Consider the following 26,787-nt stretch of genomic DNA (forward strand, 5'->3'; position numbering starts at 1 on the left):
TGCGACCCAGGTAACAGGGCTAGCCAGCGTTGTTGCGCCGTTCACCCACGGAGCCTGGCGTTGATGCTTTTATAAACATCCGGGTATCGGGTTCCCTTACGCGTCGGCTTACTGTATTTTTATTCAAAATAAATGCATGAATATTGATACTATCCTAACCAAAGGCTGTCAACAGTGAAGATGAAATTACCTCCATTTATTGAGCTGTACCGGGCGTTGATCGCAACGAAGTCGATCAGCGCCACCGATGCCGGCCTCGATCAGAGCAATGAGGCGTTAATCAACTTGCTGGCCGGCTGGTTTGCCGACCTGGGCTTTCGCGTCGACGTACAGCCGGTGCCGGAATCGCGCCACAAATTCAACCTGCTGGCCAGCATCGGCGAAGGCAGCGGTGGCCTGCTGCTGGCCGGCCATACCGATACGGTGCCTTACGACGAAGGCCGCTGGACGCGCGATCCCTTCACCCTGACCGAGCACGACAACAAGCTCTACGGCCTGGGCACCGCCGACATGAAAGGCTTCTTCGCCTTTATTCTGGATGCGGTGCGCGACATCGACGCGAGCAAATTGACCAAGCCGCTGTACATTCTGGCGACCGCAGATGAAGAAACGACGATGGCCGGCGCACGTTATTTCGCCGCCTCCACCGCCATTCGTCCGGATTTCGCCATCATCGGCGAACCGACCTCGCTGCAGCCGGTGCGCGCACACAAGGGCCACATGGCCAACTCCATTCGCATCGTCGGCCAGTCCGGCCACTCCAGCGATCCGGCGCGCGGCGTCAACGCCATCGATCTGATGCACGAATCCATCGGCCGCCTGATGGAGCTGCGCAAAACCCTGCAGGAGCGCTACAACAATCCGGCGTTCGCCGTGCCTTATCCCACCATGAACTTCGGCCATATCAGCGGCGGCGACGCGGCCAACCGCATCTGCGCCTGCTGCGAGCTGCACCTGGATATCCGCCCGCTGCCTGGCATGACGCTCGACAACATCAACGAGCTGATGCATCAGGCATTGGAGCCGGTGAGCCAACGCTGGCCGGGCCGCCTGACCATCGAAGAGCTGCACGCGTCGGTGCCGGGTTACGAATGCCCGACCGACCACCGCATGGTGGCGGTGATCGAGGAGCTGCTGGGCACCCGCACGCAGGTGGTCAACTACTGCACCGAAGCGCCGTTCGTGCAGCAGGTCTGCCCGACGTTGGTGCTCGGGCCCGGTTCCATCGATCAGGCCCACCAGCCGGACGAATACATCGACACCGCGTTTATCGAACCGACGCGCAAACTGCTGGGCCAGCTGGTCAATCACTTTTGCCGGCAGTAAACCCGACATTTAACAGGGGAAACGCGCTATGCTTCCACTAACTCAAAATAAGTAGAAAACGGCGAAATAAGCCACGCTGATAACCGATGCGGCGTAATTAAATTTCAGAAAATGCGCCGATTTTGATGTTTTTTTGCTAAAAATAGTGTCAATTGACGATTGGATAGGAACGCGATGTGATCAGGCAGGCGGTCTGCGCCTGACGCGTGAAATTTATTTACAAGATAAAAATCATACAGAACTGGGTCAGGGGTTATATGAACGAACAATATTCGGCAATGCGCAGTAATGTCAGTATGCTCGGCAAATTGCTCGGCGATACCATCAAAGAAGCGCTGGGCGAGCATATTCTCGATCGCGTTGAGACCATCCGTAAGCTTTCCAAATCTTCACGCGCCGGCAACGAAGCGCATCGCCAGGAGCTGCTCTCCACCCTGCAGAACCTGTCCAACGACGAGCTGCTGCCGGTGGCGCGCGCCTTCAGCCAGTTCCTCAACCTGACCAACGTCGCCGAGCAGTACCACAGCATTTCGCCCAACGGCGAAGCCGCCAGCAACCCGGAAGCGCTGGCGCAGCTGTTCAGCCGTCTCAAAGACAAAAAGCTCAGCGACAAAGAGCTGCAGCACGCGGTGTCGCAACTTTCCATCGAGCTGGTACTGACGGCGCACCCGACGGAGATCACCCGCCGCACCCTGATCCACAAGCTGGTGGAGGTCAACACCTGTCTCAGCCAGCTCGATCACAACGATCTGGCCGACTACGAGCGCAACAAGATCATGCGCCGCCTGCGCCAGCTGGTGGCCCAGTCGTGGCACACCGATGAAATTCGCAAACATCGCCCTTCCCCGATCGACGAAGCCAAATGGGGCTTCGCGGTGGTGGAAAACAGCCTGTGGGAAGGCGTGCCGGCGTTCCTGCGCGAGTTCAACGAGCAGTTGGAAAACTCCATCGATTACAGCCTGCCGGCGGAAGCGGTGCCGGTGCGCTTCACCTCCTGGATGGGCGGCGACCGCGACGGCAACCCGAACGTGACAGCCGAAATCACCCGCCATGTGCTGTTGCTCAGCCGCTGGAAAGCCTGCGACCTGTTCACCCGCGATATTCAGGTGCTGGTCTCCGAGTTGTCGATGACCGAATGCACCCCGGAGCTGCGCGCCCGCGCCGGCGGTGACGAGGTGCAGGAACCGTACCGCGAAATCATGAAGCAGCTGCGCAGCCAGCTGATGAGCTCCCAGGCCTATCTGGAAGGCCGCCTGAAAGGCGAACGCGTGCTGAAGCCACACGACCTGCTGGTGAACAACGAGCAGCTGTGGGAGCCGCTGTATGCCTGCTACCAATCGCTGCAGGCCTGCGGCATGGGCATCATCGCCAACGGTCAGCTGCTGGATACCCTGCGCCGCGTGCGCTGCTTCGGCGTGCCGCTGGTGCGCATCGACGTGCGCCAGGAAAGCACCCGCCATACCGAGGCCATCGCCGAGCTGACCCGCTACCTGGGGCTGGGCGACTATGAAAGCTGGTCGGAAGCCGATAAACAGGCGTTCCTGATCCGCGAACTGAACTCCAAACGCCCGCTGGTGCCGCTGAAATGGCAACCGAGCGCCGACACGCAGGAAGTGCTGGAAACCTGCCGGGTGATCGCCGAAGCGCCGCAGGGCTCGATCGCCGCCTACGTGATTTCGATGGCGCGCACGCCTTCCGACGTGCTGGCGGTGCACCTGCTGCTGAAAGAGGCCGGCTGCCCGTTCGCGCTGCCGGTCGCTCCGCTGTTCGAAACCCTCGACGATCTGAACAACGCCGACGACGTAATGACCCAGCTGCTGAACATCGACTGGTATCGCGGCTTTATTCAGGGCAAACAGATGGTAATGATCGGCTACTCCGACTCGGCGAAAGACGCCGGCGTGATGGCCGCTTCCTGGGCGCAGTACCGTGCGCAGGACGCGTTGATCAAAACCTGTGAAAAAGCCGGCGTGGCGCTGACGTTGTTCCACGGCCGCGGCGGCTCCATCGGCCGCGGCGGCGCGCCGGCGCATGCGGCGCTGCTCTCGCAGCCGCCGGGCAGCCTGAAGGGCGGCCTGCGCGTCACCGAGCAGGGAGAGATGATCCGCTTCAAGTTCGGCCTGCCGGAAGTCACCATCAGCAGCCTGGCGCTGTATGCTGGCGCGATCCTCGAGGCCAACCTGCTGCCGCCGCCGGAACCGAAGAAAGAATGGCGGGCGCTGATGGACGATCTGTCAGACACCTCATGCCGGATGTATCGCGGCTACGTGCGTGAAAACCCGGACTTCGTGCCTTACTTCCGCGCGGCCACGCCGGAGCTGGAGCTGGGTAAACTGCCGCTGGGCTCACGCCCGGCCAAACGCAAGCCGAACGGCGGCGTGGAAAGCCTGCGCGCCATTCCGTGGATCTTCGCCTGGACGCAGAACCGCCTGATGCTGCCGGCCTGGCTCGGCGCCGGCGCCGGATTGCAGGAGGCGGTGAAAGCCGGCAAACAGGCGGAACTGGAGGCGATGTGTCGCGACTGGCCGTTCTTCTCCACCCGCATCGCCATGCTGGAAATGGTGTTCGCCAAGGCCGACCTGTGGCTGGCGGAATACTACGATCAGCGCCTGGTGGATAAATCGCTGTGGCCGCTGGGCCAACAGTTGCGCGATCAGCTGGAAAGCGACATCAAGGTGGTGCTGACCATCGCCAACGATGCGCACCTGATGGAAGACCTACCGTGGATCGCCGAATCCATCGCGCTGCGCAACGTTTATACCGACCCGCTGAACGTCTTGCAGGCCGAGCTGCTGCACCGTTCACGCCAGCAGGAGCAGCCGGACGCCCGCGTCGAGCAGGCGCTGATGGTCACCATCGCCGGCGTCGCCGCCGGGATGCGCAACACCGGCTAGCGAGCCTCATCGCGGCCCCGTTTATCGGGGCCGTTTTTTTATGTCTTGTCTTCCCCACAAAAAAAGGGCGCCGCGGTAAGTGAACTGACCCCCAGAAGTTGGACGATGTAAATTCAGGCGGCTGCCACCGGGCGCACGCCCAGCGTGTGGCAGATGGCGTAGCTCATCTCGGCACGGTTCAGCGTATAGAAGTGGAAATCTTTCACGCCTTCGCGGCTGAGGATCTTCACCATGTCCATGGCGATGTTGGCGCCGACCATTTTGCGGGTCTCCGCATCGTCGTCCAGCCCTTCGAACATGCTGGTCATCCAGCTTGGCACCCGCACGTTGGTCATGGTGGCGAAGCGCTGCAGCTGCTTGAAGTTGGATACCGGCAGAATGCCCGGCACGATTTCCACGTCGATACCGGCGGCGACGCAGCGGTCGCGGAAGCGCAGGTAGCTCTCAACGTCGAAGAAGAACTGGGTGATGGCGCGGCTGGCGCCGGCGTCGATCTTGCGCTTCAGGTTGATTAAATCGGCCTGGGCGCTCTTCGCCTCCGGGTGCACTTCCGGGTAGGCGGCGACGGAAATGTCGAAGTCGCCCACGTCTTTCAGCAGCGCCACCAGATCGGTCGCGTACATGTCCGGCTTGCCGCCGCCCGGCGGCAGATCGCCGCGCAGCGCCACGATATGGCGAATGCCGCTGTTCCAATAATCGGCCGCGATGTCGCGCAGCTGCGCCGGGCTGGCGTCGATGCAGGTCAGGTGCGGCGCCGCCTCCAGGCCGGTGCGCTCCTTGATCCCTTTGATGATGCTATGGGTGCGATCGCGCTCGCCGGAGTTGGCGCCGTAGGTGACGGAAACGAATTTGGGTTTGAGGATGCTCAGACGATCGATCGACTGCCACAGGGTCTCTTCCATCTCGCTGGTGCGCGGCGGGAAGAACTCGAATGATACGTTAATCTGGCCGTTCAACTCCGCCAGACTCTGATTCAGCGCTTCCCGCTGGTTTGCGTGGAAAAAACTCATACCCTGCTCACCTCTTATCAATCACTGTTTTTTTCATCTTGATGAGCGTCTATACGTTTAGACGTCTAGATAGAAAATGCCGCATGTTGGCTAAAGAGTCAACAGGAAAATGAGGGGAATAAGATGATTAATCTTCACCCGCTCAACGAGGGAATTTCATGACGGCGGCAGGGATAAGTATGGCAGGAAAAGCAAAGGGGCGCGGTGAACCCGCGCCCGCAGAGGATTAAAGCAGCTGCGCCAACCGGTTAAGGTCTGACTGGATCGCTCCGGCGGTCACGTCGCGGCCGGCGCCCGGCCCGCGGATCACCAGCGGATTATCGCGATACCAGCGGCTTTCGATGGCGAACACGTTGTCGCACGGCAGCAACGAGGCCAGCGGATGCTCAGGACGCACCGCCTCCACGCCGACCCGCGCCTTGCCGTTGGCGTCGAAACGCGCCACGTGACGCAGCACCAGGCCCATTTCGCTGGCGGCCTCAAAACGCTGCTGCATCTGCTGGTTCAGCGCCTCGCCGTTCTCGAAGAACTGATCGACGGAGCCCTGCTCGCAGCCCGCCGGCACCAGCGACTCGACCCGCACCTGGTTAGGTTCGATGTCGTAGCCCGCTTCGCGCGCCAGGATCACCAACTTGCGCATCACGTCCTGGCCGGAGAGATCGACCCGCGGATCCGGTTCGGTCAGCCCCTGCTGCCAGGCCTGATCCACCAGCTCGGTGAACGGCACCGTGCCGTCATACTGCAGGAACAGCCAGGAAAGCGTGCCGGAGAAAATGCCGCTGATCGCCAAAATGCTGTCGCCGCTGTCGCGCAGATCGCGCACCGTGTGGTTGACCGGCAGACCGGCGCCGACGGTGGCGTTGTACAGCCAGTGGCGGCCGGTTTTGGCGAAGGCGTCGCGGATTTGGCGATAGGTATCGCTGCACGAGGCTCCCGCCAGCTTGTTGGCGCTGATCACGTGGAAACCGTAGCTGGCGAAATCCAGATACTGCCCGGCCAGCTCTTCGCTGGCGGTCACGTCGAGCACCACCAGATCGTCGAACGGGTGCGCGCGCATCCACAGGAACAGCGACTCTTCGTCGAGCGCCTGCGCCTCGTCCTCAAAGAACGCCAATGCGCGGCTGGCGTCCAGCCCTTCGTAGTTCAGCAGGCTGCGGCGGCTGTCCACCACCCCCGCCAGGATAAATTCGAAGCCGCTGCGCGCGGAAATATTGGTCTGCTCGCGGGCAAACAGCTCCAGCCAGCGCGACCCAATGTTGCCCTTGCCGAACAGCACCAGACCGATGCGCTTCTCGGCGCGGAACAAGCTTTGGTGCAGCCCCTGGATCAGCAGCGCGGTCGGCCCCTGGCGCAATACCGCCACCAGGCTGATGCCATCTTCCGCCTGCCAGATAAATTCGACCGGCTGATCTTTCAGCTGCTGATAGAAACGGTGGCTGTGCAGCGGGTTCTTGCACACCCCGGCGCCGACCATCGCCACCAGCGCCAACCCTTCGCGCAGGTGCAGTTCACCCGGCAGCGCCGAGGCCTGCAGGGTCGCCAGCGCGCTGTTGACCACCTCGGAGGTGTAGCACAGCTGTACCCGATTGCGATCAGGATGGATGCCCACCGCCAGCGGTTTGATCTGCGCGCGCTTGAGCACCAGATCCAACTCTTTCTGCGCCAGTTTGAAGTCATGCTGAGCGGCGACGTGCAGCTCAATCAGGCACACGTCATCGTGGCTGGTGACAATCTTGGCGCCGGTGCCGGACGCCAATACGCGCTCGATGCGCGTCGAGCCCTGCTCCGGCTGGTAGCTGCAGCGCAGCTGAAGATCGATATCGCTGCCGGAGACCGGCTGCAGGGTGCGGGTATGCAACACCGGTGCCGCCAGGCGCGCCAGCTCGCTGGCTTCGTCCAGGCGCAGCAGCGGCAGCAGGCAGGCGTCTTTCACCTTGCGCGGGTCGGCGCTGTACACCCCGGCCACATCGCTCCAGATGGTGACGCGCGCCGCGCCGGCCAACGCGCCGACCTGAGTGGCGGAGTAGTCGCTGCCGTTACGCCCCAACAGCACGGTTTCCCCGGCGTCGTTGCGCGAAATGAAGCCGGTCACCACCAGGCGCTTGCCCGGATGTTGAGCCAACAATTGCTGCAGCAGCGGATAAGAACGGCCTTCATCCACCTGCGGCTGCGCGGCGCGCTCGGCGCGCAGGAAATCACGCGCATCCAGCCAGGCCGCCTGCATATCCAGGTGGTTGAGCACCGCCGCCATCAGGCGCGCCGACCAGATCTCGCCGTGCCCGACCACTTCGGCATAGCACACCTCGTCGACTTTGCCGTCCAGCAGCACCGCCAGACGTTCCAGATCCTGAATGAACTCGGCGATCAGCGGCTCGGCGCTTTCCGGCGGCAGCAGGCCGCTGATAAGATCGCTGTGATAACGACGCAACGTCTGCTGCACCTGGTGCGCAGACAGGCGATCGCTCTGGCTGAGCTTCAGCCAGTTGATCAACTGGTTGGTGGTACTGCCGGCGGCCGATACCACCATCATGTCGCCCGGCTGGCTGTATTCCGCCATAATCCCGGCCACACGCAGATAACACTTCACATCCGCCAGACTGCTGCCGCCAAACTTGTGCAGTTGACGCCCACTCACCGGCCCTGCTACAGCAATTGCATTCATGCTTACCTCGTTGCCGCCGCCTGGAAAGCGCGTTCCAGATCGGCAATCAAATCTTCACTGTCTTCAATACCCACGGAAATGCGCAGCAGGCTCTCGGAGATGCCGGCCGCTGCCCGCGCCTCCGCCGCCATGCCGGCGTGGGTCATGGTCGCTGCATGCGAGATCAGGCTTTCTACGCCGCCCAACGATTCTGCCAGAGTAAACAGCTCAAGGGCAGAGAGAAAACGGCGCAGCACCGCTTCATCGCCGTCCAGTTCAAAACTCAGCATCGCGCCGAAACCGCGCTGCTGCCGGCGGGCGATCTCATGCCCCGGATTCTCCGGCAGGGAGGGATGATACAGCTTTTTCACCAACGGTTGCTGCTGTAAATAGTCAACAATCGCTTCAGCGTTTTGCTGCGCCGCCTTGATGCGCGGCGACAGCGTGCGCATGCCGCGCAGCAAAAGATAGCTGTCGAACGCGCCGCCGGTCACGCCGATGTTGTTCGCCCACCAGGCCAGCTCGACCGCCAGCTCGGGATCTTTGGCGATCACCGCCCCGGCCACCACGTCCGAATGCCCGTTCAGGTATTTGGTGCACGAATGGACCACCAGATCGGCACCGAGTTCGATCGGCTGTTGCAGGGCCGGGCTGAGGAAGGTGTTGTCCACCACCGTCAACGCGCCCGCCGCGTGCGCGGCGGCGCAGATCGCCGCGATGTCCACCACCCGCAGCAGCGGGTTGCTGGGGCTTTCAATCAGCACCAGCTTCGGCTTTTGCGCCAGCGCCTGTTGCAGGGCGGCTTCATTACCCTGATCGACGAACAGCACGCGATAGGCACCGCGTTTGCTCAGGCTGTCGAACAACCGATAGCTGCCGCCGTAGCAGTCGTGCGGCGCCACCAGCAGATCGCCGGGCTTCAGCAGCACGGTGGTCACCAGATGGATCGCCGACATCCCGCTGCTGGTCATCACCGCGCCGGCGCCGCCTTCCAGCTCCGCCAACGCGCGTTGCACCACGTCGCGCGTCGGGTTGCCGCGGCGCGAGTAATCATGGGCTCGGGGTTGGTTGAAGTCGGTAAAGTTATAGGTGCTGGACAGATGAATCGGCGGGACAACGCAGCCGTACTGTTCGTCGTCGTTCAGGCCGCTGCGTACGGCAATCGTGGCTGGTTTACGCGTCATGGGCTCGCTCGGCTCTCGGTTCGGTGAATGAGGCCTAAAGAGTAATCGCAGGATTGATAGACGTCAATACATCTGGACATCTAAACTTCTCTGCGTATAGATTGAGCAATGGCACAATACCCGCTAAAATTATGCCGATATGACATGACGATAAGATGTTAAGCCGCAATGCCCGGCCGAGGCGGGGCATTCAGTGACCCTGGTCGCGTAAAATTGACATTTATTTAGTGAGAACAGTGAAGATCGGGCATAATTGGCCGGTTTTTAGAATTTTGTAATTTTTCTGACAAAGTTAAGGTGTCCCATGGCTGAGTGGAACGGCGAGTATGTCAGCCCTTACGCTGAACACGGTAAAAAAAGCGAGCAAGTCAAAAAGATCACGGTATCCATTCCGCTGAAGGTCCTGAAAATCCTCACCGACGAACGGACCCGTCGCCAGGTGAACAACCTGCGCCACGCCACCAACAGCGAACTGCTGTGCGAAGCGTTTCTGCATGCCTTTACCGGCCAGCCGCTGCCGAACGATGAAGACCTGCGCAAAGAGCGCAGCGATGAAATTCCGGAAGCCGCGAAAGTGTTGATGCGCGAACTGGGTGTCGACCCCGATACCTGGGAATATTGAGAACCGCCCGGCGAACGCCGGCGGCAGAAACGAAAAAAGGCGCCAAAGGCGCCTTTTTCATCGGACGATAAGAAATCTTATTTCTTAGCGCCTGGTACGCTGAAACGCTTGTTGAAGCGGTCAACGCGGCCACCGGTAGCAACGTCACGCTGCTTGCCAGTGTAGAACGGGTGGCATGCGCCACAAACGTCCAGGTTCAGATCGTGGCCCACGGTGGAGCGGATCTTCATCACGTTACCGCAAGAGCAGTTAGCAGTAACTTCTTCGTATTTTGGGTGGATACCTTGTTTCATGGGAAACCTCAGTTAAGGCCGTGTCGCTATCCAGCCCTGTTTCGCCAGACACCACACGTGGTTGATAATAGAATTTTGGTATCGAATTATACCAAAGGCGGCAAATTATACAGCATTAGCCGGGGCGCGCAATCGGAACCGTACATTTGCCGATGCGCCGTGTAAACTGATGCCCACTTTTTTCAATTTGGATGAGATCATGCCCGTCGTACACGTTGCCTTGCCGGTCCCCCTCGCCCGCACCTTCGACTATCTGCTGCCGCCCGGCATGCAGCCGGTGGCCGGCGCGCGCGTGGGCGTGCCCTGGGGCAGGCAGCATGCGATCGGCATCGTCACCGGCTGCAGCGACACCAGTGAACTGCCGCTGGACAAGCTCAAACCGATCGACAGCGTGATCGACGCCGAATCGCTGTTCTCCCCCAGCCTGTGGCGCATCCTGCGCTGGGCCAGCGATTACTATCACTACCCCATCGGCGAAGTGCTGTTCCATGCGCTGCCGATCCTGCTGCGGCAAGGCAAACCGGCCGAGGCCGCGCCGCTGTGGCAATGGTTCGCCACCGAAGAGGGGCGCGCCACCCCGCCCGAAAGCCTGAAACGCGCGCCGAAACAGCAGCAGGCGCTCGCGGCGCTGCTGCAACGCCCGGTCTATCGCCACCAGGTCAGCCAGCTTGAGCTGACGGAAAGCGCCCTGCAGGCGCTGCGCGCCAAAGGGCTGATCGATCTGCGCGCTCAGGTCGCGGATACGCACGACTGGCGCCCCAACTTCGCAGTGCTCGGCGAGCGGCTGCGGCTGAACACCGAGCAGGCTACCGCCGTCGGGGCGATCAGAAGCGAGGATGAGCAGTTCGCCGCCTGGCTGTTGGCGGGGGTAACCGGCTCCGGCAAGACCGAAGTCTACCTCAGCGTGCTGGAAAACGTGCTGGCCAAAGGCCGACAGGCGCTGGTGCTGGTGCCGGAAATCGGCCTGACGCCGCAAACCATCGCCCGCTTTCGCGAGCGCTTCAACGCGCCGGTAGACGTGCTGCACTCCGGGCTGAACGACAGCGAACGGCTGGCGGTTTGGCTGCGCGCGCGCAGCGGCGAAGCCGCCATCGTCATCGGCACCCGTTCGGCGCTGTTCACGCCGTTCCGTCAGCTGGGCGTAATCATCATCGACGAAGAGCATGACAGCTCTTATAAACAGCAGGAAGGCTGGCGCTACCACGCCCGCGATCTGGCGGTGTTCCGCGCCCGGGAAGAGGACATCCCGATGGTGATGGGCTCCGCTACCCCGGCATTGGAAACGCTGCACAACGTGCAGCTGGGTAAATATCGCCAGCTGAAGCTCACCCAGCGCGCAGGCAACGCCAAACCGGCGGCGCAGCACCTGATCGATCTAAAGGGGCTGCCGCTGAAGGTCGGCCTGTCGCAACCGCTGCTGAAGAGCATGCAACATCATTTAAAAGCCGGCAATCAGGTGATGCTGTTCCTCAACCGCCGCGGTTACGCTCCGGCGCTGCTGTGCCACGAGTGCGGCTGGATCGCCGAATGCCAGCGCTGCGATCACTACTACACCTTCCACCAGCACCAGCGCCAGCTGCGCTGCCACCACTGCGACAGCCAGCGGCCGGTGCCGCACCAGTGCCCACAGTGCGGCTCCACCCACCTGGTGTCGGTCGGCGTCGGCACCGAACAGCTGGAGCAGGAGCTGGCGCCGCTGTTCCCCGACACGCCGATCACCCGCATCGATCGCGACACCACCAGCCGCAAAGGGGCGCTGGAGCAGCACCTGGCGGATATTCATCGCGGCGAAGCGCGCATTCTGATCGGCACGCAGATGCTGGCCAAGGGCCACCATTTTCCCGACGTCACGCTGGTGGCGTTGCTGGACGTGGACGGCGCGCTGTTCTCCGCCGACTTCCGCTCCGCCGAGCGTTTCGCTCAGCTGTATACCCAGGTCTCCGGGCGGGCCGGCCGCGCGGGCAAACAGGGTGAAGTGCTGCTGCAAACCCACCATCCGGAGCACCCGCTGCTGCAGGTACTGCTGCAACAGGGTTACGACGCCTTCGCCAAACAGACGCTGGCGGAGCGCAACAGCGTGTTTCTGCCGCCTTACACCAGCCACATCATCGTGCGCGCCGAAGATCACGACAACCAGCAGGCCCCGCTGTTCCTGCAGCAGCTGCGCAACCTGCTGGAAGCCAGCCCGCTGAAGGACGATTCGCTGTGGGTGATGGGCCCGGTGCCGGCGCTGCAGTCCAAACGCGGCGGCCGTTTCCGCTGGCAGCTGCTGCTGCAGCACCCGACGCGGCGCGTCCTGCAACAGCTGATGAAAAGCTCGCTGCCGCTGATCGGCACCCTGCCGCAAACGCGCAAGGTGAAATGGACGCTGGATGTCGATCCGATCGACAGCTGATCCCGGAAAAGTCCGATTTAGCTGCCGCAGTGCAAACGTTTACCCTTGAAATTGCGAGCGAACGCTAAAAAACCTTCTCAGGTCACATTTTTTATGCAAATTAGGTAACAAAGGCGGGGCGTATTCTGTTTAGAATGTCTGCGAGGGCAAATTTTGTCGCCACATCGCAGCGCGACGGAGTGCCCGAACGCGAGTGGCGCTCAATGACAACAATTTCGCCACCGCATGCCGGACATTGTGAGCAAACAGCAGTAGTGGCGTCGGCATGGGGCTGACGCAAGGAGAAAGGCGTTGGAACACAAGAAAGAGTTATCCATGGCGACCATGAAAGACGTCGCCGAAATGGCGGGCGTTTCAACGGCTACCGTATCGCGTGCGCTGATGAACCCGGAAAAGGTGTCAACGCCGACGCGCCAGAAAGTGGAACAGGCCGTCCTGGCCGTGGGTTATTCTCCTCATGCTCTGTCACGCAATATCAAGCGCAACGAATCCCGCACCATCCTGGTGATCGTGCCCGACATCTGCGATCCGTTTTTCGCCGATGTGATCCAGGGGATCGAACAGACCGCCGCCCAACAAGGCTATCTGGTGCTGATCGGCGACTGCGCGCAGCAAAACCAGCAGGAGCGCACCTTCGTCAATCTGATCATCACCAAACAGATCGACGGCATGCTGCTGCTGGGCTCCAACCTGCCGTTCGACGCCAGCAAGGAAGAGCAGCGCAACCTGCCGCCGATGGTGATGGCCAACGAGTTCGCTCCCGAGCTGGAACTGCCGACGGTGCACATCGACAACCTGACCGCCGCCTTTGAAGCCGTGCATTATTTGCATCAATTGGGCCACCGGCAGATCGCCTGCGTCGCCGGGCCGGAACAGATGCCGCTGAGCCATTATCGGCTGCAGGGTTACGTTCAAGCGCTACGTCGTAATGGCATTACCGTCGAAAGCAGCTATATTACCCGGGGTGATTTTACCTACGAAGCCGGCGCGCAAGCGCTGACGGCGCTGATGGCACAGCCGAAACCGCCAACGGCGGTATTCTGCCACAGCGACGTCATGGCGATCGGCGTGCTGTCCCAGGCGAAGAAAATGGGGCTGCGGGTGCCGCAGGATCTGTCGATCGTCGGCTTTGACGACCTCAAGCTGGCGCAGTATTGCGATCCGCCGCTGACCACGGTGGCGCAGCCGCGCTTCCAGATCGGCCAGCAGGCGATGTTGTTGCTGTTGGAGCAGTTGAACGGCCAGACAGTGGCCAGCGGCTCCCGGCTGTTGGACAGTGAATTGATTATCAGAGGCAGCACCGCTGCCCCGAAACGCTAGTCAAATATTTTAGGGTTCAGTAACATGACGGACTTATCCTTTCATCAGGACACAGCGGAATAATAGTGGCACAAAAAGACTATGTAAGCCGTGGGCGCGCAGCAGGAGCTAAGCGTAAAACCCCCAGCCGTAAAAAACGCAGTTCTCCGAAGGTTTCCAAAACCGTGCTGGCGTTAGCCGCCGCGTTGCTGGTTGTCTTTGTCGGTGGCCTCTATTTCATTACGCACAACAAGCCGGAAGACGCGCCGTTGTTGCCTGCGCACACCACGCGCCCCGGCAACGGCCTGCCGCCGAAGCCGGAAGAGCGCTGGCGCTACATCAAAGAGCTGGAAAACCGGCAGATCGGCGTGCAAACCCCGACCGAACCGACGGCCGGCGGCGAGCTCAATTCCAAAACTCAGCTGACCGCCGAACAGCGCCAACTGCTGGAACAGATGCAGGCCGACATGCAGCAGCGCCCGACGCAGCTGAACGAAGTGCCGTATAACGATCCGGGCCAGGCCAACGCGCGCAGCACTCGCCAGCAGCAGCAGATGCAACAACAGCAAATGCAGCAGCAGCCGGTGCAGCAACAGCAGCAGGTCAGCCAGCCGCCGCGCAACCCGTTCAACAACGGGGCCACCACCGCGCCGGTGCAGCCGCACCCGCAGCCAAAACCGACTACCCAGCAACCGGTGCAGGTGAAACAGCCTGAGCCGAAGCCGCAACCGAAACCGGAGCCCAAACCGGAAGTGAAACAGGAAACGGCCAAGCAGGAAACCAAACCGGAATCAAAACAGAAGTGGATGGTGCAATGCGGTTCGTTCCGCGCCACCGATCAGGCTGAATCCGTGCGTGCGCGCCTGGCGTTCGAAGGCATCGAGAGCCGCATCACCGCCGGCGGCGGTTGGAATCGCGTGGTGCTCGGCCCGTACAGCAGCCGCGCCGCCGCGGACAAAACCCTTTCGCGCCTGAAGGGCGTCGGCATGTCGAGTTGCATTCCCCTCTCCGTTGGGGGTTGAAAAGCGTCAATCCCCCCCCATCTATACTCTCAATATGCCTCGTAGCGTCTGCGAAAGCAGGCGCTGCGGGGGCTTCTTTCCGTCTTTAACGAGGGTCTGCTCGTGACAACAATTGTAAGCGTACGCCGCAACGGCCAGGTCGTCATCGGTGGTGATGGCCAGGCAACCCTGGGTAATACGGTGATGAAGGGTAACGTCAAGAAAGTGCGTCGCCTGTACAACGACAAAGTGATCGCCGGTTTCGCCGGTGGCACCGCTGACGCCTTCACGCTGTTTGAACTGTTTGAACGCAAACTGGAAATGCATCAGGGCCACCTGGTGAAAGCCGCCGTCGAGCTGGCGAAAGACTGGCGCACCGACCGCATGCTGCGCAAGCTCGAAGCGTTGCTGGCGGTCGCCGATGAAAACGCTTCGCTGATCATCACCGGCAACGGCGATGTGGTGCAGCCGGAAAACGATCTGATCGCCATCGGCTCCGGCGGCCCTTACGCCCAGGCCGCAGCCCGCGCCATGTTGGAAAATACCGAGCTGAGCGCCCGCGACATCGTTGAGAAATCCCTCAACATCGCCGGCGACATCTGTATTTACACCAACCATTTCCACACCATTGAAGAATTGCCTTCCAAAGCGTAAGGATCGAATACCATGTCTGAAATGACCCCGCGCGAGATCGTCAGCGAACTGGACAGCTATATCATTGGCCAAAACAAGGCCAAACGCGCTGTCGCCATTGCCCTGCGCAACCGCTGGCGCCGGATGCAGCTCAACGAGATGCTGCGTCACGAAGTGACCCCGAAAAACATTCTGATGATCGGCCCGACCGGCGTCGGTAAAACCGAAATCGCCCGCCGTTTGGCGAAGCTGGCCAACGCGCCGTTCATCAAGGTTGAAGCCACCAAGTTCACCGAAGTGGGCTATGTGGGCAAAGAAGTGGACTCCATCATCCGCGATCTGACCGATGCCGCCATCAAAATGGTGCGCATGCAGTCGATCGAGAAAAACCGCACCCGTGCCGAAGAGTTGGCCGAAGAGCGCATTCTCGACGTGCTGATCCCGCCGGCCAAAAACAACTGGGGCCAGCCGGAAGAAGGCCAGGAGCCGTCCGCCGCCCGCCAGGCATTCCGCAAGAAACTGCGCGAAGGCCAGTTGGACGACAAAGAGATCGAAATCGATCTGGCCGCCGCGCCGATGGGCGTGGAAATCATGGCGCCTCCGGGCATGGAAGAGATGACCAACCAGCTGCAGTCGATGTTCCAGAACCTCGGCGGCCAGAAGCAAAAACCGCGCAAGCTGAAGATCAAAGAAGCCTTCAAGCTGCTGGTGGAAGAAGAAGCCGCCAAGCTGGTGAACCCGGAAGAGCTGAAAGAGCAGGCGATCGAAGCGGTTGAACAGCACGGCATCGTGTTTATCGACGAGATCGACAAAATCTGTAAGCGCGGCGGCCAGAGCTCCGGCCCGGACGTCTCGCGCGAAGGCGTGCAGCGCGATCTGCTGCCGCTGGTGGAAGGCTGCACCGTGTCCACCAAGCACGGTATGGTGAAGACCGACCACATCCTGTTCATCGCTTCCGGCGCGTTCCAGACCGCCAATCCGTCGGATCTGATCCCGGAGCTGCAGGGCCGTCTGCCGATCCGCGTTGAGCTGCAGGCGCTGACCACCGGAGACTTCGAGCGCATCCTGACCGAGCCGAGCGCGTCGCTGACCGAGCAGTACAAAGCGCTGATGGGCACCGAAGGCGTCAACATCGAGTTCACCGCCGACGGCATCCGCCGCATCGCCGAAGCCGCGTGGCAGGTCAACGAAAGCACCGAGAACATCGGCGCGCGTCGTCTGCACACCGTGCTTGAGCGTCTGATGGAAGATATTTCCTACGAGGCGAGTGAAATTAATGGCCAATCCATTACAATTGATGCGGATTACGTGCGCAGTCATCTGGATGAACTGGTGGCGGATGAAGATTTGAGTCGTTTTATCCTATAATCGCTCAATCTTTGTCTTGTCAGTCATCTGTGTGGGAGGCATTGCCTCCCACAATTATTTCTAACGGACACCGCAACTTACTGACAGAAGCGAAACATGAGCTCATCGACCCCCACCACCCCGATCTCCGCCTGGCTGGAAAGTCTACGCCCCCGCACCCTGCCGTTGGCCTTTGCCTCCATAGTGGTCGGTTCGGCAATCGCCGCCTGGCACGGCAGCCTGAAACCCGAAGTGGCGCTGCTGGCGCTGTTGACTGCCGGCCTGCTGCAGATCCTCTCCAATCTGGCGAACGACTACGGCGATGCCGTCAAAGGCAGCGACAAAGAAGATCGCATCGGGCCGTTGCGCGGCATGCAAAAAGGCATGATCACCCAGGCGCAGATGAAACGGGCGCTGGTGGTGACGGTGGTGCTGATCGCCCTCGCCGGCTGTTCGCTGATCGCCGTCGCCTGCGAGCAACCCAGCGACGTGGTGGGCTTCCTGGTGCTGGGCGGGCTGTCTATCGTGGCGGCCATCACCTATACCGTCGGCAACAAGCCCTACGGGTATTTGGGGCTGGGCGACATCTCGGTGCTGGTATTCTTCGGCTGGCTGAGCGTAGCCGGCACCTACTATCTGCAAACGCACACCTTCGACAGCGTCGTGATGCTGCCGGCCACCGCCTGCGGTCTGCTGGCGACGGCGGTGCTCAACATCAACAATCTGCGCGATATCGAGAGCGATCGCGAAAACGGCAAGAACACGCTGGCGGTGCGTCTCGGCCCGCACAAGGCGCGCATTTACCATGCCCTGCTGCTCGGCGGCGCGGTGCTGTGTTTCGCGCTGTTTACGCTGTTCAATCTCCACAGCCCGTGGGGCTGGCTGTTCGTGCTGGCGATCCCGCTGCTGGTGCGCCACGGCCTGCGCGTACTGCGCGATCCGACGCCGGTCGGCATGCGGCCGATGCTGGAGCACATGGTCAAGGCGGCGTTGCTGGCCAACCTGCTGTTCGCCATCGGCGTGGCGCTCAGTTAAAAACTGATGATTTTGCCAACAGGGCGAATAAAGGGATATACTGAACATTCCAGCGGCAAACAGACGTAAAATCCTATGAAATACGATACTTCCGAACTTTGCGACATCTATCATGAAGAGGTGAACGTTGTTGAACCTCTGTTCTCCAATTTTGGCGGGCGTACTTCATTTGGCGGGCAGATCACCACGGTGAAATGCTTTGAGGATAACGGCCTGTTGTTCGATCTGCTTGAAGAAAACGGCCGCGGCCGCGTGCTGTTGGTCGACGGCGGCGGTTCGGTACGCCGGGCGCTGATCAACGCCGAACTGGCGCGCCTGGCCGCCCAGAACGAATGGGAAGGCATCGTGGTGTACGGCGCGGTGCGTCAGGTGGACGATCTGGAAGAGCTCGACATCGGCATTCAGGCGATGGCGGCGATCCCGGCGGGCGCGGTAAGCGAAGGCGTGGGGGAAAGCGATATCCGCGTCAACTTCGGTGGCGTCACCTTCTTCTCCGGCGATCACCTGTATGCCGACAACACCGGCATCATCCTCTCCGAAGACCCGCTCGACATCGAGTGATTTTCGGTCATGAAAAAGGGCGCCGCAGGCGCCCTTTTCGTTGCTGCCTGGCGTGAGGAATCAAACCTCTTCCATCTTGCCCAGCAGAGCGCGCAGGCGATCTTGCCATACGTGCTGTTCTTCTTTCAGCTGTTGGTTTTCGCGCACCAGCGCTTCGTGGTTGCCGGAGGCAGCCTGAACTTCCTGCGACAGAGAGTTGTTTTTGTCTTTCAGCTCTTCAATTTCCATCTGCAACAAGGTGATGGTATCAATCGCCTGCTGTACTTTTGCTTCCAGTTTCTCAAATACTTCAAATGACATGCTTCAGTCCCCTCATGATAGCAAGGCGTACATCTATAAGTAGCGGCCGCAACGTCGGCTGCAGCTACTGCGAATATTGCATCGCGCTCAGTGACGCGCGCCGTTATGGAAGGCGCGCCAGTCTCGATTCGTTAAAAACGATTGTAAGTAGCCAGTCTCCGCCTGTCTAGCAACATACCGGATCATCGCGCAGTCTGTTGCAATTTTCCTGCCTCCGCCATCAGCAAAAACTGAAAATCCCCGCCGCCGCCGCCGCGAGTTGTTAACGCCCCTCGCCAAACCACTGGTCAGATCACACTTTTATGGCTCAGAAAGAACACTAAACGACGCGAAATCGCTCAATTTTATGACGAGCTACACACATTTTGATTTCGCTATTTCTCGTTTATGTTCGTTAACGATAAATTTACATCACGTCCTCATTCAATAATTGGACGAGATGAAAAAAACTGTGCCCATAGGTCAGATGTATACCTAACTGAGCCTATAAACCAACAACCGCCGTTTTGCAGGACAACAACATTATGAGCCAAACCACCAGTCCGACATTAAAAGGCCAGTGCATCGCCGAGTTCCTCGGCACGGCGCTGCTGATCTTCTTTGGCGTAGGCTGCGTTGCCGCGCTGAAACTGGCGGGCGCCAGCTTCGGCCAGTGGGAAATCAGCATCATTTGGGGCCTGGGCGTCGCCATGGCCATCTATCTGACCGCCGCCATTTCCGGCGCGCATCTCAACCCCGCGGTCACCCTCGCTCTGTGGCTGTTCGCCTGCTTCGACGGGCGCAAAGTGGTGCCTTACATCATTGCGCAGATCGCCGGTGCCTTCTGCGCCGCCGCCCTGGTCTATGGGCTGTACTACAACCTGTTCTTCGACTTCGAAGCGGCTCACCACATGGTGCGCGGCAGCAACGAAAGCCTCGAGCTGGCCGGCATCTTCTCGACTTACCCTAACGCGCATATCTCCGTCGGCCAGGCCTTCCTGGTAGAAATGGTGATCGCCGCCATTCTGATGTGCCTGATCCTGGCGCTGACCGACGACGGCAACGGCATCCCGCGCGGCCCGCTGGCGCCGCTGCTGATCGGTATTCTGATTGCCGTGATCGGCGCCTCCATGGGACCATTGACCGGCTTTGCGTTGAACCCGGCGCGTGACTTCGGGCCGAAACTGTTCGCCTACCTGGCCGGCTGGGGCAAAGTCGCCTTCACCGGCGCACGCGACATCCCGTACTTCCTGGTGCCGATCTTCGCCCCTATCGTCGGCTGTGGCCTGGGCGCTTTCGGTTACCGCGCGCTGATTGGCCGCCACCTGCCGTGCGACGTCTGCGTGACGGAAGAAGAGCCCGACGCCAAGACCCAGCAGCGCAAAGCATGATGGGTGCAGTTTTACACGGTTAACAACAGCAGGATAATTACCATGACTGTAGAAAAAAAATACATTGTCGCACTCGACCAAGGGACCACCAGCTCACGCGCCGTCGTGCTCGATCACGACGCCAACATCGTTGCGGTATCGCAGCGCGAATTCCCGCAGATCTATCCCAAGGCCGGCTGGGTTGAGCACGACCCGATGGAAATCTGGGCGTCGCAAAGTTCGACGCTGGTAGAAGTGCTCGCGAAAGCCGACATCAGTTCCGATCAGATCGCCGGCATCGGCATCACCAACCAGCGCGAAACCACCATCGTCTGGGAAAAAGAGACCGGCAAGCCGATTTACAACGCCATCGTCTGGCAGTGCCGCCGCACCGCCGACATCTGCGAGAAGCTCAAACGCGACGGCCTGGAAGAGTACATCCGTCACAATACCGGCCTGGTGGTTGACCCGTACTTCTCTGGCACCAAGGTGAAGTGGATCCTGGACAACGTCGAAGGCGCCCGCGAGCGCGCCAAGCGCGGCGAACTGCTGTTCGGCACCGTCGACACCTGGCTGGTGTGGAAAATGACCCAGGGGCGCGTACACGTCACCGATTACACCAACGCCTCACGCACCATGATGTTCAACATCCACGAGCTGGACTGGGATGAACGCATGCTGGAAGTGCTGGATATCCCGCGCGCCATGCTGCCGAAAGTCCGTCCTTCCTCCGAGGTGTACGGCCAGACCAACATCGGCGGTAAGGGCGGCACGCGTATTCCTATCGCCGGTATCGCCGGTGACCAGCAGGCGGCGCTGTACGGCCAGCTGTGCGTTCAACCGGGCATGGCGAAGAACACCTACGGCACCGGCTGCTTCCTGCTGATGAACACCGGCAAAGAAGCGGTGCGTTCGAAAAACGGCCTGCTGACCACCATCGCCTGCGGCCCGCGCGGCGAAGTGAACTATGCGCTGGAAGGCGCGGTGTTCATCGGCGGTGCGTCTATCCAGTGGTTGCGCGACGAGCTGAAACTGATCAGCGACGCCGCCGACTCCGAATACTTCGCCACCAAGGTGAAAGACAGCAACGGCGTCTATGTGGTGCCGGCCTTCACCGGCCTGGGCGCCCCTTACTGGGATCCGTACGCCCGCGGCGCCATCTTCGGCCTGACCCGTGGCGCCAACAGCAACCACATCATCCGCGCCACGCTGGAATCCATCGCCTTCCAGACCCGTGACGTGCTGGACGCCATGCAGGCCGACGCCAACACCCGCCTGCAATCGCTGCGCGTGGACGGCGGCGCGGTCGCCAACAACTTCCTGATGCAGTTCCAGTCCGATATTCTCGGCACTCGCGTAGAACGCCCCGAAGTGCGTGAATCGACGGCGCTGGGCGCCGCGTTCCTGGCGGGCCTGGCCATCGGCTACTGGAACGATCTGGATGAAGTGAAGAGCAAAGCGGTGATTGAACGCGAATTCCGCCCAAGCATCGAAACCACCGAACGCAACTACCGCTACGGCGGCTGGAAAAAAGCGGTGGCTCGCGCTCAGGCGTGGGAAGATCACGAGTAATCCCGAAGCTGCCGTTTCTCCAACAAGCGCTGCCTGCGGGCGGCGCTTTTTTTTGCCCCGCCCCGCCGCCGCCGCGCTGTGATAGACTTTGCCGATATTTTCTTCCCTTTCTCACAGACAGGTTTGCCATGAAACGTGAATTAGCCATCGAATTTTCCCGCGTTACCGAAGCCGCCGCGCTGGCGGGCTACAAATGGCTGGGACGCGGCGACAAGAACGCCGCCGACGGCGCGGCGGTCCACGCCATGCGCATCATGCTTAACAACGTGGATATCGATGGGCGCATCGTGATCGGCGAAGGCGAGATCGACGAAGCGCCGATGCTGTATATCGGCGAACAGGTCGGCACCGGCCAGGGCGACGCGGTCGACATCGCGGTCGATCCGATCGAAGGCACCCGCATGACCGCCATGGGCCAGTCCAATGCGCTGGCGGTATTGGCGGTGGGCGATCGCGGCACCTTCCTGCACGCGCCGGACATGTACATGGAGAAGCTGGTGGTCGGCCCGGCGGCGCGCGGCGCCATCGATCTCAACCTGCCGCTGGCGGAGAATCTGCAGAACGTCGCCGCCCGGCTGGGCAAACCGCTGTCGCAGCTGACGGTGATCGTTTTGGCCAAACCGCGCCACGACGGCGTCATCGCGCAGATGCAGCAGCTCGGCGTGCGGGTGTTCGCCATTCCTGACGGCGACGTGGCGGCCTCCATTCTCACCTGCATGCCGGAAAGCGAGGTCGATGTGATGTATGGCATCGGCGGCGCGCCGGAAGGGGTGATCTCAGCCGCGGTGATCCGCGCGCTGGACGGCGACATGCAGGCGCGTTTGCTGCCGCGCCATGAGGTGAAAGGCGACAGCGCCGAGAACCGCCGCATCGGCGAACAGGAGCTGGCGCGCTGCCGGGAGATGGGTATCGAAGCCGGTCAGGCGCTGCGTCTGGATCAGATGGCGCGCAACGACAACGTGATCTTCTCCGCCACCGGCATCACCAAGGGCGATCTGCTGGAAGGCATCAGCCGCCAGGGCAATATGGCCACGACCGAAACGTTGCTGATCCGCGGCAAGTCGCGCACCATCCGCCGCATCCGTTCAACCCACTATCTGGATCGTAAAGACCCGGCGCTGCACGAGTTTTTGCTGTAACGAAACAGGGCGCCGAATGGCGCCCTGTCGTTATGCGGTATGCCCCTGATGTTGCATCCGGTTGGACAGCGGCCACCAGCACAGCAGGATCAGCAGCGCCATCGCGAACATCAGCAATCCGAGGCTGAACTGCCCAGTTTGCGGCAGCATGGCGGAAAGCCAGGTCGCAAGCCCCGATCCCATATTCTGCATGCCGCCAACCAATGCGCCCGCCGCGCCGGCCAGGTAAGGGAACGGCTCCATCGCCCCGGTGGTCGCCAGCGGGAACAGCATGCCGGCGCCGAAGAAGAACAGTGCGGCCGGCACGATCAGCGTCCAGATGTTCATCACGCCGAACCAGCCCGGGATCCACATCATCGCCCCCGCCAGCAGGCAGCTAATCACCGAATGCCACATCAGCGTGTGGAAGGTCTTGCCGTCGCGCCCGGCGTACCAGGCGCCGAAAAACGCCGCCGGGATCGGCAGAATGAACAGGATGCTGACGGTCAGACCGCTCAGCCCCAACACGCCGCCCATCAACACGCCGCAGCTGGCCTCGAATACCGCAATGCCCGCCAGCGCGCCGATCAGCATCACCAGATAGCAACTGAAGGTGCTGTCAGCCAGCAGCTGGCGGAAACTGGCCAGCATGCGGCGTTTTTCCGTTTGCACCGGGCGGGTTTCCGGCAGCCAGCGGAACATGGCGAAAGCGACGCAGGCGCACAGCGCCAGCAGGAAGGCGTAGCTGGCACGCCAGCCGAACACCATCGCCAATGCGCCGCCGATCACCGGCGCCAGCAGCGGGCTGACCAAAATCCCCATATTCAGCAGGCTGTTGGCATAGCGCAGCGCGGTGCCGGCATACAGATCGCGCGGCATGGTGCGCGCCATCACGCCCGCCACGCCGGTGCCCATCCCCTGAATGGCGCTGGCGGCGACCAGCATCGTCAGGTTAGTGGACAGCAGCGCGCCCAGCGCGCCGATCAGGAAGATCATCATGCCGGTCAGGATCACCGGACGACGCCCGATACGATCCGATATCGGCCCGTAAATCAGCTGGGAGAAACCGTAGGTCAGCAGATACGCCGCCATCACCCGTTGCACGGCGCCGGTGCGAACCGACAGATCGTGGGCGATATCAGCAATAACGGGAACATAAATGGTTTGCGCCATCTGGCCGACGGCGACCAACAGGATAAGCATCACCAGCAGGTGAAAATTCTCTAGTTTTCTCATTATCTTCGTTAACGTTTCAACTCGTCACAGCGTCCCGGAATGGCCGTTGCAGCAGCCAGAACGGCGAGCAGCCCTCTATGGCGGCATAAACTAATCAAATCTGATTTTTTTAGCGAGTTTCAGGCAGATATTGATCCAGGTCACACTGGCAGCAAACCCGACCAGGCTCGTAAATTAAACTGTACGTCTAACGCTTTGGAGTTAAAAACAGCGCCCTTGCAGTAGCCGCGCTTTAGCATTTAATCGATAATCCTTTTCATCAACTTGAAATAAAATAACACCATAGGGATTTGGTTCATGAAAACACCTGAGCTGATTTTATTGCAGTTAAAGGCTCTCGGCCCGCACTCGGCCAAAATGCTGGCGGAGCGTCTGGACATCACGCCGATGGGCATCCGACAACATCTGCAATCCCTGGAAAAACGTGAGTTGGTTTGTTACGAAGAAGCGCGCAGCAAGGTCGGCCGCCCGACGCGCTACTGGTCGCTGACCGAGCGAGGGCATGCCTTTACGGCCGCCGACCAGGAGCGGTTGCGGGCATCCGCGCTGCAGCTGTTTGGCGGCGCCGGGGTGGAACCGTTGCTCAGCGCGCGCGAAGAGCAGCTTTATCTGCGTTATGCCGAAGAGCTGTCCGCCGAGCGTAGCCACCATGATCGGTTAGCCCGACTGGTGCGCCTGCGGCAACATGACGGTTACATGGCTGAATTGCTCGACCACCCGCACGGCGCGCTGCTGGTGGAAAACCACTGCCCGATCGGCGTGGCCGGCTCCAGCTGCAGTAGCCTGTGCAATTCCGAGCTGCAGCTGTTTCACCGCCTGTTCGGCAACGACTACCGGGTAGAGCGCACCGCGCACGCCATTTCCGGCTCACGACATTGTGCTTATTTGATTCGACCACGGGAGCTTTAGAGTATGGCTGAATGGGTAAACGGCAAGGTTACGCAGGTAAAACAATGGACCGACGGGCTGTTCAGCCTGGTGGTCAATGCCCCTATCGATCCTTTCACCGCCGGGCAATTCGCCAAGCTGGCGCTGGAGATCGACGGCGAACGGGTGCAGCGCGCCTACTCCTACGTCAATGCCCCCGACGACGCCAATCTGGAGTTCTATCTGGTCACCGTGCCGGAAGGCAAACTGAGCCCGCGCCTCAATCAACTGCAGCCGGGCTCGGACGTGATGGTAACCAAAGAAGCCGCCGGCTTCTTCGTGCTGGACGAGGTGCCCGACTGCGACACGCTGTGGATGCTGGCGACCGGCACCGCCATCGGCCCCTATTTATCGATTCTGCAGCAGGGCATCGGGCTGGAGCGCTTCAACAACCTGGTGCTGGTGCACGCCGCGCGCTTTGCGCGTGACCTGAGCTACCTGCCGCTGATGCAGCAACTGCAGCAGCGCTACAACGGCAAGCTGCGCATCCAGACCGTCGTCAGCCGCGAAGAGGCGCCCGGTTCATTGACCGGCCGCGTACCGGCGCTGATCGAGGACGGCCGGTTGGAAGCGGCGATCGGCTTGACCATCGACGCCGAAACCAGCCACGTGATGCTGTGCGGCAACCCACAAATGGTGCGGGACACCCAGCAAACGCTGAAAGACCACCGCCAGATGCGCAAGCACCTGCGCCGCAAGCCGGGCCACATCACCAGCGAACACTACTGGTAACCCGAAGGGGATCAGCGGAACTTCACCGGTTCGGCTTCCGGGCCGAACCGGTTATCCCCCGGCGTGCCGACGAAGGCACCCAGATCGATCATCATCATCACGATAATCAGCGTCGGAATGAAACGCCCGACGCCCCATTGCCAGATCGGCGCCAGCATCTGCCAGTTCCCCGCCGCCAGCATCCACGCCAGGATCAGCAGCAGCGCCCACCAGCCGGCCTTGTTGCGATCGTGCAGGCGCTTGACCAGCACCGCCGCCGTCGGCCACAGCAACGCCACGATAAAGAAGGCGATGGATTGGATGGCGATCAGCTGATAATTGGCCAGCGTAAACGCCGCCGCCATCAGCGCCAGCCACAGCCCCATCCAAATCCAGAAGTCGCGCCGCCCGATGCGGCCCTTAAAAGAAAAACACCACTGTTGTAACGTCATCGATTCCTGCGCTCTAAGCCTGCCCATATTCTGCGCCGCAGTGTAACATAGGCGCTGCCGGGCCGAGTTTTCCGCCTTGCATAACGCGGTGCGCCGCACAGCTTTCTCGTCAGCGAACCGATAATGGCGTGGGATCTTTGACAAGCCCCGCGGGTTATCGCTTTAATCGGAGCCATCTTTGTCCTTGATGCCATACGCCATGCTGAGAAAAACCCTCGTCATCGCCTGCCTGCTGCAGGCGGCCGCCAGCGCCTGGGCCGATCCGCCGCCCACCGAAGCGACGCCCGCCGCACCTTACCTGCTGGCCGGGGCGCCGACGTTCGATCTGACGGTGGTCAAATTCCGCGAAAAATACAACCGCGACAACCCGAAGCTGCCGATTGGCGAATTCCGCGCCATTCCCGCCGCCGAAGACGATTCGCCGCTGCTGACGCGCGCCGCCAGCAAACTCAACGAAAACCTGTACGCCTCCACCGCGCTGGAGAAAGGCACCGGTAAAATCAAAACGTTGCAGATCACTCATCTGCCGCTGCAGCAGACCAATGAAGAAAAAGCCGCGCGCGCCATCGCCATCAGCTACATGGCGGCGCTGATGCGCCAGTTCGAACCGGCGTTGACTGTGGAACAGAGCCAGAACAAGGTGAACAGCCTGCTGGAAAAAGGCAAAGGATCGCGCTTTTACCAACAGCAGGTCGGCGCCATTCGCTATGTCGTTTCGGACAACGGCGATAAAGGCGTAACCTTCGCGGTTGAACCGATTAAGCTGGCGCTTTCCGAGCCGTAACGGCGCGGCATTTAATGACGAAAAGCAAAGCCTTCGCGCTTAATGATCTCTATACTGTTGGGCAGGTAAACTGCCGGTCCGGCAGTTGTCATTTCGA

The 26,787-nt window shown here is 60.9% G+C and carries 23 protein-coding genes; 16 read left to right on the forward strand and 7 right to left on the reverse strand.

Translation table 11 applies throughout. From position 1 onward, the window contains the following. The first annotated feature begins 180 nt into the window (after positions 1–180). Positions 181–1,326, forward strand: coding sequence for an acetylornithine deacetylase (gene argE, locus ACJ8PI_RS23380; RefSeq protein WP_164134782.1), 1,146 nt, complete (start codon positions 181–183; stop codon positions 1,324–1,326). Between the two features lie 257 nt (positions 1,327–1,583). After that, positions 1,584–4,220, forward strand: coding sequence for a phosphoenolpyruvate carboxylase (ppc, locus tag ACJ8PI_RS23385; RefSeq protein WP_033638623.1), 2,637 nt, complete (start codon positions 1,584–1,586; stop codon positions 4,218–4,220). A 113-nt stretch (positions 4,221–4,333) separates the two neighbouring features. Here ppc and metF read toward each other — a convergent pair whose 3' ends face one another. The 3 genes from metF to metB all read right to left on the reverse strand — a co-directional run bounded on the left by metF (position 4,334) and on the right by metB (position 9,055). Beyond that, positions 4,334–5,230, reverse strand: a complete 897-nt coding sequence (gene metF / locus ACJ8PI_RS23390) for a methylenetetrahydrofolate reductase (protein ID WP_033636430.1) — start codon at positions 5,228–5,230, stop codon at positions 4,334–4,336. Between the two features lie 226 nt (positions 5,231–5,456). Further along, entirely contained in the window at positions 5,457–7,892 is a 2,436-nt protein-coding gene (locus tag ACJ8PI_RS23395) for a bifunctional aspartate kinase/homoserine dehydrogenase II (protein ID WP_041037513.1), read from the reverse strand. 2 nt (positions 7,893–7,894) lie between these two features. Then, positions 7,895–9,055: a cystathionine gamma-synthase gene (gene metB, locus ACJ8PI_RS23400; RefSeq protein ID WP_033636432.1), complete on the reverse strand. Its 1,161-nt coding sequence runs from the start codon at positions 9,053–9,055 to the stop codon at positions 7,895–7,897. A gap of 304 nt (positions 9,056–9,359) precedes the next feature. Between metB and metJ the strand changes: the two genes are divergently transcribed. Continuing rightward, positions 9,360–9,677, forward strand: a complete 318-nt coding sequence (gene metJ, locus ACJ8PI_RS23405; RefSeq protein ID WP_006317756.1) for a met regulon transcriptional regulator MetJ — start codon at positions 9,360–9,362, stop codon at positions 9,675–9,677. A 77-nt stretch (positions 9,678–9,754) separates the two neighbouring features. On the opposite strand, the gene rpmE is transcribed toward metJ, so the two are convergent. Next, on the reverse strand, positions 9,755–9,970 hold the full coding sequence (gene rpmE, locus ACJ8PI_RS23410; protein WP_004931078.1) for a 50S ribosomal protein L31: 216 nt from the start codon (positions 9,968–9,970) through the stop codon (positions 9,755–9,757). A gap of 199 nt (positions 9,971–10,169) precedes the next feature. Here rpmE and priA point away from each other — a divergent pair, with 199 nt between their 5' ends. The 7 genes from priA to rraA all read left to right on the forward strand — a co-directional run bounded on the left by priA (position 10,170) and on the right by rraA (position 18,241). After that, positions 10,170–12,365 carry a primosomal protein N' gene (priA, locus tag ACJ8PI_RS23415; RefSeq protein ID WP_033654545.1) on the forward strand — a complete coding sequence of 732 codons (2,196 nt, stop codon included), beginning with the start codon at positions 10,170–10,172 and terminating at the stop codon, positions 12,363–12,365. Positions 12,366–12,656: 291 nt separating this feature from the next. Beyond that, on the forward strand, positions 12,657–13,685 hold the full coding sequence (gene cytR / locus ACJ8PI_RS23420) for a DNA-binding transcriptional regulator CytR (protein ID WP_004931082.1): 1,029 nt from the start codon (positions 12,657–12,659) through the stop codon (positions 13,683–13,685). Positions 13,686–13,750: 65 nt separating this feature from the next. Further along, entirely contained in the window at positions 13,751–14,686 is a 936-nt protein-coding gene (ftsN, locus tag ACJ8PI_RS23425) for a cell division protein FtsN (RefSeq protein ID WP_033654538.1), read from the forward strand. Positions 14,687–14,788: 102 nt separating this feature from the next. Then, on the forward strand, positions 14,789–15,319 hold the full coding sequence (gene hslV / locus ACJ8PI_RS23430; protein ID WP_033649891.1) for an ATP-dependent protease subunit HslV: 531 nt from the start codon (positions 14,789–14,791) through the stop codon (positions 15,317–15,319). A 12-nt stretch (positions 15,320–15,331) separates the two neighbouring features. After that, positions 15,332–16,666: an HslU--HslV peptidase ATPase subunit gene (hslU, locus tag ACJ8PI_RS23435; protein WP_164134781.1), complete on the forward strand. Its 1,335-nt coding sequence runs from the start codon at positions 15,332–15,334 to the stop codon at positions 16,664–16,666. A gap of 96 nt (positions 16,667–16,762) precedes the next feature. After that, positions 16,763–17,680 (forward strand): 1,4-dihydroxy-2-naphthoate polyprenyltransferase, encoded by a 918-nt coding sequence (locus tag ACJ8PI_RS23440; RefSeq protein WP_033636436.1) that lies wholly within the window; start codon positions 16,763–16,765, stop codon positions 17,678–17,680. 75 nt (positions 17,681–17,755) lie between these two features. After that, the gene (gene rraA / locus ACJ8PI_RS23445; RefSeq protein ID WP_004931090.1) at positions 17,756–18,241 is read left to right on the forward strand and encodes a ribonuclease E activity regulator RraA; all 486 of its coding nucleotides are present in this window, start codon (positions 17,756–17,758) and stop codon (positions 18,239–18,241) included. A gap of 60 nt (positions 18,242–18,301) precedes the next feature. On the opposite strand, the gene zapB is transcribed toward rraA, so the two are convergent. Continuing rightward, a complete protein-coding gene (zapB, locus tag ACJ8PI_RS23450) occupies positions 18,302–18,541 on the reverse strand; it encodes a septal ring assembly protein ZapB (protein WP_004931092.1) in 240 nt (79 codons plus the stop codon). Between the two features lie 524 nt (positions 18,542–19,065). Here zapB and ACJ8PI_RS23455 point away from each other — a divergent pair. The 3 genes from ACJ8PI_RS23455 to glpX all read left to right on the forward strand — a co-directional run bounded on the left by ACJ8PI_RS23455 (position 19,066) and on the right by glpX (position 22,601). Further along, positions 19,066–19,911 carry an MIP/aquaporin family protein gene (locus ACJ8PI_RS23455; protein WP_004931095.1) on the forward strand — a complete coding sequence of 282 codons (846 nt, stop codon included), beginning with the start codon at positions 19,066–19,068 and terminating at the stop codon, positions 19,909–19,911. 42 nt (positions 19,912–19,953) lie between these two features. Beyond that, positions 19,954–21,462: a glycerol kinase GlpK gene (gene glpK / locus ACJ8PI_RS23460; RefSeq protein ID WP_033649890.1), complete on the forward strand. Its 1,509-nt coding sequence runs from the start codon at positions 19,954–19,956 to the stop codon at positions 21,460–21,462. Positions 21,463–21,590: 128 nt separating this feature from the next. Beyond that, positions 21,591–22,601, forward strand: coding sequence for a class II fructose-bisphosphatase (glpX, locus tag ACJ8PI_RS23465; RefSeq protein ID WP_033636438.1), 1,011 nt, complete (start codon positions 21,591–21,593; stop codon positions 22,599–22,601). Positions 22,602–22,631: 30 nt separating this feature from the next. Here glpX and emrD read toward each other — a convergent pair whose 3' ends face one another. After that, positions 22,632–23,816 carry a multidrug efflux MFS transporter EmrD gene (gene emrD / locus ACJ8PI_RS23470; RefSeq protein WP_033649888.1) on the reverse strand — a complete coding sequence of 395 codons (1,185 nt, stop codon included), beginning with the start codon at positions 23,814–23,816 and terminating at the stop codon, positions 22,632–22,634. A 297-nt stretch (positions 23,817–24,113) separates the two neighbouring features. Between emrD and ACJ8PI_RS23475 the strand changes: the two genes are divergently transcribed. Together ACJ8PI_RS23475 and fpr are read left to right on the forward strand one after the other, a co-directional pair. Further along, positions 24,114–24,725, forward strand: coding sequence for a helix-turn-helix transcriptional regulator (locus tag ACJ8PI_RS23475; RefSeq protein WP_039569507.1), 612 nt, complete (start codon positions 24,114–24,116; stop codon positions 24,723–24,725). A gap of 3 nt (positions 24,726–24,728) precedes the next feature. Then, positions 24,729–25,475 (forward strand): ferredoxin--NADP(+) reductase, encoded by a 747-nt coding sequence (gene fpr, locus ACJ8PI_RS23480; protein WP_033636442.1) that lies wholly within the window; start codon positions 24,729–24,731, stop codon positions 25,473–25,475. 11 nt (positions 25,476–25,486) lie between these two features. On the opposite strand, the gene ACJ8PI_RS23485 is transcribed toward fpr, so the two are convergent. After that, a complete protein-coding gene (locus ACJ8PI_RS23485) occupies positions 25,487–25,906 on the reverse strand; it encodes a DUF805 domain-containing protein (RefSeq protein WP_033639143.1) in 420 nt (139 codons plus the stop codon). A 199-nt stretch (positions 25,907–26,105) separates the two neighbouring features. Here ACJ8PI_RS23485 and ACJ8PI_RS23490 point away from each other — a divergent pair, with 199 nt between their 5' ends. Next, positions 26,106–26,690: a DUF1454 family protein gene (locus ACJ8PI_RS23490; RefSeq protein WP_049234145.1), complete on the forward strand. Its 585-nt coding sequence runs from the start codon at positions 26,106–26,108 to the stop codon at positions 26,688–26,690. Positions 26,691–26,787 lie beyond the last annotated feature (97 nt).

The organism is Serratia sp. CY82433 (genome assembly GCF_052166535.1).
Lineage (GTDB): Bacteria > Pseudomonadota > Gammaproteobacteria > Enterobacterales > Enterobacteriaceae > Serratia > Serratia sarumanii.

What these genes read in the sequence shown, in the direction of transcription:
- argE (WP_164134782.1), top strand. Translation starts at nt 181, where the DNA reads ATGAAATTACCTCCATTTATTGAGCTGTACCGGGCGTTGATCGCAACG.
- ppc (WP_033638623.1), top strand. Translation starts at nt 1,584, where the DNA reads ATGAACGAACAATATTCGGCAATGCGCAGTAATGTCAGTATGCTCGGC.
- metF (WP_033636430.1), bottom strand. Translation starts at nt 5,230, where the DNA reads ATGAGTTTTTTCCACGCAAACCAGCGGGAAGCGCTGAATCAGAGTCTG.
- ACJ8PI_RS23395 (WP_041037513.1), bottom strand. Translation starts at nt 7,892, where the DNA reads ATGAATGCAATTGCTGTAGCAGGGCCGGTGAGTGGGCGTCAACTGCAC.
- metB (WP_033636432.1), bottom strand. Translation starts at nt 9,055, where the DNA reads ATGACGCGTAAACCAGCCACGATTGCCGTACGCAGCGGCCTGAACGAC.
- metJ (WP_006317756.1), top strand. Translation starts at nt 9,360, where the DNA reads ATGGCTGAGTGGAACGGCGAGTATGTCAGCCCTTACGCTGAACACGGT.
- rpmE (WP_004931078.1), bottom strand. Translation starts at nt 9,970, where the DNA reads ATGAAACAAGGTATCCACCCAAAATACGAAGAAGTTACTGCTAACTGC.
- priA (WP_033654545.1), top strand. Translation starts at nt 10,170, where the DNA reads ATGCCCGTCGTACACGTTGCCTTGCCGGTCCCCCTCGCCCGCACCTTC.
- hslU (WP_164134781.1), top strand. Translation starts at nt 15,332, where the DNA reads ATGTCTGAAATGACCCCGCGCGAGATCGTCAGCGAACTGGACAGCTAT.
- ACJ8PI_RS23440 (WP_033636436.1), top strand. Translation starts at nt 16,763, where the DNA reads ATGAGCTCATCGACCCCCACCACCCCGATCTCCGCCTGGCTGGAAAGT.
- rraA (WP_004931090.1), top strand. Translation starts at nt 17,756, where the DNA reads ATGAAATACGATACTTCCGAACTTTGCGACATCTATCATGAAGAGGTG.
- zapB (WP_004931092.1), bottom strand. Translation starts at nt 18,541, where the DNA reads ATGTCATTTGAAGTATTTGAGAAACTGGAAGCAAAAGTACAGCAGGCG.
- ACJ8PI_RS23455 (WP_004931095.1), top strand. Translation starts at nt 19,066, where the DNA reads ATGAGCCAAACCACCAGTCCGACATTAAAAGGCCAGTGCATCGCCGAG.
- glpK (WP_033649890.1), top strand. Translation starts at nt 19,954, where the DNA reads ATGACTGTAGAAAAAAAATACATTGTCGCACTCGACCAAGGGACCACC.
- glpX (WP_033636438.1), top strand. Translation starts at nt 21,591, where the DNA reads ATGAAACGTGAATTAGCCATCGAATTTTCCCGCGTTACCGAAGCCGCC.
- emrD (WP_033649888.1), bottom strand. Translation starts at nt 23,816, where the DNA reads ATGAGAAAACTAGAGAATTTTCACCTGCTGGTGATGCTTATCCTGTTG.
- ACJ8PI_RS23475 (WP_039569507.1), top strand. Translation starts at nt 24,114, where the DNA reads ATGAAAACACCTGAGCTGATTTTATTGCAGTTAAAGGCTCTCGGCCCG.
- fpr (WP_033636442.1), top strand. Translation starts at nt 24,729, where the DNA reads ATGGCTGAATGGGTAAACGGCAAGGTTACGCAGGTAAAACAATGGACC.
- ACJ8PI_RS23485 (WP_033639143.1), bottom strand. Translation starts at nt 25,906, where the DNA reads ATGACGTTACAACAGTGGTGTTTTTCTTTTAAGGGCCGCATCGGGCGG.
- ACJ8PI_RS23490 (WP_049234145.1), top strand. Translation starts at nt 26,106, where the DNA reads ATGCTGAGAAAAACCCTCGTCATCGCCTGCCTGCTGCAGGCGGCCGCC.